Annotated in this window: 2 protein-coding genes and 4 tRNA genes; 4 read left to right on the top strand and 2 right to left on the bottom strand. The window is 68.8% G+C overall.

The genetic code is table 11. The features are described 5' to 3' along the window. Positions 1 to 128 precede the first annotated feature (128 nt). Positions 129 to 200 (bottom strand) — tRNA-Val (locus AC5LSR_RS19935). Positions 201 to 811: 611 nt separating this feature from the next. Between AC5LSR_RS19935 and AC5LSR_RS19930 the strand changes: the two genes are divergently transcribed. After that, a complete protein-coding gene (locus AC5LSR_RS19930) occupies positions 812 to 1,156 on the top strand; it encodes an SsgA family sporulation/cell division regulator (protein ID WP_237702742.1) in 345 nt (114 codons plus the stop codon). A 382-nt stretch (positions 1,157 to 1,538) separates the two neighbouring features. Here AC5LSR_RS19930 and AC5LSR_RS19925 read toward each other — a convergent pair whose 3' ends face one another. Next, positions 1,539 to 2,690 (bottom strand): chorismate-binding protein, encoded by a 1,152-nt coding sequence (locus AC5LSR_RS19925; RefSeq protein WP_493465419.1) that lies wholly within the window; start codon positions 2,688 to 2,690, stop codon positions 1,539 to 1,541. 201 nt (positions 2,691 to 2,891) lie between these two features. Between AC5LSR_RS19925 and AC5LSR_RS19920 the strand changes: the two genes are divergently transcribed. The 3 genes from AC5LSR_RS19920 to AC5LSR_RS19910 all read left to right on the top strand — a co-directional run bounded on the left by AC5LSR_RS19920 (position 2,892) and on the right by AC5LSR_RS19910 (position 3,183). Continuing rightward, positions 2,892 to 2,964, top strand: a tRNA-Gly gene (locus tag AC5LSR_RS19920). Between the two features lie 44 nt (positions 2,965 to 3,008). Next, positions 3,009 to 3,080 (top strand) — tRNA-Cys (locus AC5LSR_RS19915). A 31-nt stretch (positions 3,081 to 3,111) separates the two neighbouring features. Continuing rightward, positions 3,112 to 3,183: transfer RNA gene (locus AC5LSR_RS19910), tRNA-Val, on the top strand. Positions 3,184 to 3,200: the final 17 nt, after the last annotated feature.

Genomic DNA, 3,200 nt, shown 5'->3' with positions numbered 1-3,200 from the left:
CCACCAATCGCGGGTCCCGCGACCACCCCACCCCAGGACCGTGGGGGCTCCGGGGGCTCGGCCCCCGGGCAGACATCGCGCCCCCGGCGAAGCCGATCAAAGATCGGCGAGCAAGGAAGGCCAACGCGTGGGCGTACGTGGTTTCGAACCACGGACCTCTGCCGTGTGAAGGCAGCGCTCTACCACTGAGCTATACGCCCGGAGACGGATGAAGCTTACTACGCCGCTGGGGCAGGTCGGACGGGACGGCTGTCAACGCCGTCCCAACAGGACGGGGAGAGCTGGCGGGGAGGCGGTGACGGGGCCACGTGGCCCTGTGCGGCCTGTCCGGTGTGGCCCATGATGTCGGTCACATCAGGGCTCGCGGAGCGAGGTTTCGTCGGTCACGATCCGAACACAACTCGCCCCGATTGGGACGGCCATGAGAGGGGTAGACCCCATCTCATCAGGCACGACAGCACCTGCAATACGAATACGAAGGGTAATCAACCTACGGGGGTTCTGCCACATGACGCTCACCGACCCAGGCGGCCACGGATGGGCTGCGCGGCCGTCTCCGACGGGCGGTCGCGGTCCGCGTACCTGCGCCATGCCGGGCAACTCTCCCGAACCGGCGTAACGGATGTTCAAGTCGCATAACCTTGTTTCCAACGAGCCTCAAAGAGGGAACCATCTCGTTACACGGGTGCTCGCCCGAACCACCGCAGCACTGAGAGGCCGCCCGATGACAATTCGTCATGATTCCATCACAGCAGAACTCGCACTTCGGCTTGTCGTTCCTGGTGGAGCGCCCGTCCCGGTGGCGGCGACGATGCGCTACGAACCGGCGGATCCCTACGCGGTCAGCATCGGGTTCCGTACCGGCGCGGACGAGGTTGTCGAGTGGACGTTCGCCCGCCAGCTGCTCAGCGACGGCGTCCGGCGACCGGCCGGCGACGGCGATGTGCAGGTGTGGCCGGCGGCCCAGTCCGGCGGGCGGATTGTCTGCCTGTCGCTGTCCAGTCCTTCCGGCCACGCGTTGTTCGAGATGCCTCGGTCCGAGGTGCTGTCGTTCCTGCGCCGCACCTACTCGGTGGTGCCTCTCGGTGGGGAAAGCGAAGTCGTCGATCTGGACGCGGAGCTCGCGCTGCTCATCTGGGGCGGCCCGCAGACGTGACATCGCCCAGGCCGGGGCACCCGGTGTCGTCCCGGCCTGACCGCGCCTGACCACCCCAGGACGCCCGGCAACGCGGATCCCGCGGATCTCCGCAGATCCTCCAGGTGGCCGACGTGCCCTGTCAGCCGGGCAGGACCGCCCGGCGGTCGGCTGCCCGTAGCCCGACCATCGCACGGAAAACCGTCCGGCACACGAATCGGGACCAGACCGGACGGCGTCTCCAGTGGACGCCGTCAGTCATGGGCAGCTCATCCCAGCCGCAGGTCACATCAGGCCGCGGATCGTCTCAGGGAATGCCACGGGTAATTCCGTGCGGCAACCAACGACGCTGTAACCCAATGGCCCGGTCAGAGCTTAACATGTCAGGAACCCAATGGCCCGGTCAGGTCGGGACGGACGAACAGATCCTCAGTAGCCGTTCGGCCTTGAGCTCCGTTTCACGCCATTCTCCTTCCGGGTCACTCCCCCAGGTGATTCCGGCGCCGGAACCGAAACACAGCCGGCCGGCCGCGAACCAGAACGTCCGGATGCCGACCGCGAGCTCACCCAGCCCCTGGTCGGCGTCGACCCATCCGATCGCGCCGCAGTAGGGCCCGCGCGCCGCCGGCTCCAGCTCCCGGATAACCCGCAGGGCGCTCAGTTTCGGAGCACCCGACACCGACCCGGGCGGGAAACTCGCGGCGAACAGCCCGGGCCAGCCGACACCCGGCCGCAGCCGCGCCTCGACAGTGGACACCAGATGCACCAGCCCCGGATGGCTCTCAAGCGCGCACAACGTCGGGACGCTCACCCCACCCGGACGGGCGACCCGGCCCAGATCGTTACGCACCAGATCGACGATCATGATGTTCTCGGCGATGTCCTTCTCCAGCAGGTCCGCCGCGACCCGGCCCGTCCCCTTGATGGGCCCCGAACGCACTACGTCACCTCGTCGTGACAGGAACAGCTCCGGGGACGCGCTGAGCACTCGGATGTCCGCCTCCGGGACGTACATCACGGCCGCGTACGGCGCCGGGTTGCCGCGCGCCAGCGCCGCCCCGAGAGCCGCGACCGCCTCACCGCCCACCACGGCCACCGGCACGGACAGCACCCGGCACAGGTTGACCTGATAGACCTCACCGGCGGCGATCTCGGCACGGATACGCCGCACCCCGGCGACATAGCCGTCCCGGTCCAGGCTGCTCGTCCACGCGTCGCGGGGCGGGCCGTGCCACGGCCGTCCCGCGATCGCCGTCAGCGCGGGCGCGGGCCGGACATCCGCGAAACGCACGCACCGCGCCGCGCCCTCGAAGTCGGCCACAACCCCCCAGAAGCCAGCACGGTCGAGCGCGGCCAGATCATCGGTGACGTCGATCACACCGGTCGCGAGCTGGCCACCGGCGACCATGAAGGACCCCGGCCGCCACCGCGGGCGGCGCCGCGCCTCCATCCGCCCGCCCACGGCCTGCGTCCCCGGCCTGCCAGCACCGATGAAGACACCCCCCGGCCTGGCCTGCCGGCCACGGTCCGGGCTGTCCCGAGTCGCGCCGTCCATCCGAATCACGCTACCGGCGCCCGGGCCCGCGGCACGCGGCCCGACCAGCACGTTTTGACAACCGGCAAGCGCAACCGGTGCCAGCGGACAGGCAACGACACAGAGACTTCACATCGCAGACACAGCAGACGGCGGGTCATTCGACGATCCCCCGCATCGTCCGCTAGAGTGCTACCTGCACCCGCTGAGAGGCGGGGGCGCGCGGACGTGGCTCAGCTGGTAGAGCATCACCTTGCCAAGGTGAGGGTCGCGGGTTCGAATCCCGTCGTCCGCTCGAGCGTGTGTGAGGTCAGAGGTCAAGCCCGTCCCGGCCTCCCTGGCGGAGTGGCCGAGTGGTTTAGGCAAGGGCCTGCAAAGCCCTGTACGCGGGTTCGATTCCCGCCTCCGCCTCAGCAACAAGGCACCAAACCGGAACAAACTCGGGCGATTAGCTCAGTGGGAGAGCGCTACCTTGACACGGTAGAGGCCACTGGTTCAATCCCAGTATCGCCCACGCGCTGGCCTTCCCTG

The organism is Protofrankia sp. CiP1_Cm_nod4 (assembly GCF_982290645.1).
The sequence above is the reverse complement of the archived record's forward strand: the minus strand, read 5'-3'. Positions and strand labels throughout refer to the sequence as shown.

Bases quoted from the DNA above. Each gene is read 5' to 3' on its own strand.
- AC5LSR_RS19930 (WP_237702742.1), top strand. From the start codon at position 812: ATGCGCTACGAACCGGCGGATCCCTACGCGGTCAGCATCGGGTTCCGT.
- AC5LSR_RS19925 (WP_493465419.1), bottom strand. From the start codon at position 2,690: ATGGACGGCGCGACTCGGGACAGCCCGGACCGTGGCCGGCAGGCCAGG.